Source organism: Streptomyces mutabilis, from assembly GCF_014649815.1.
Taxonomy (GTDB): Bacteria; Actinomycetota; Actinomycetes; order Streptomycetales; family Streptomycetaceae; genus Streptomyces; species Streptomyces mutabilis.
Map to the genome: position 1 here is coordinate 1 of NZ_BMTT01000313.1, position 521 is coordinate 521.

Genomic DNA, 521 nt, shown 5'->3' on the forward strand with positions numbered 1-521 from the left:
GTAATCATTAACGTTATTAGATAAGAAATTACAGTAAAATTAGATAGTCATGATGTATCAAGTACACCTTCGTTTTTATTTTACCTACTTATTTTGACGCAATTCTAGTTACTATGAATGAGTATCCTTTATAAAAATTGTGCAGTTAAATCGTTGAAAGTTTCTTCTGTAATATGAATATCTCTTTTAGCTAACGCCTCATGTTCTAGTTCTGAAATTTGCGATTCATAAGAAGGTGTTGTTGTATCTTGATAAACGATACCTTTAACCAGTGACTCATGATCCAGAACAGTTTTCATAGCAAGTTGTTTATTTGTGATGTCATAACCCTCAATATCATCGATACTTGTTAAATGTTCTTTAAACCAGTCATAAGTATTCACTTTATTGTAAGTAACACAAGGTGAGAAAACATTAACAAAAGAAAAACCATCATGATGAATCGCATCTTCAATCATTTTAGTTAATGCCTTTATATCACTTGAGAATCCTTGTGCTACAAAAGTTGCACCAGAGGATAG

1 protein-coding gene is annotated in these 521 nt (G+C 30.9%); it reads right to left on the bottom strand.

Annotated elements, in window-relative coordinates; all coding sequences use genetic code 11:
- Positions 1-128: 128 nt before the first annotated feature.
- Positions 129-521 (bottom strand): hypothetical protein (locus IE142_RS40465; RefSeq protein ID WP_229831326.1); only part of this gene is annotated, 393 nt, incomplete at its 5' end.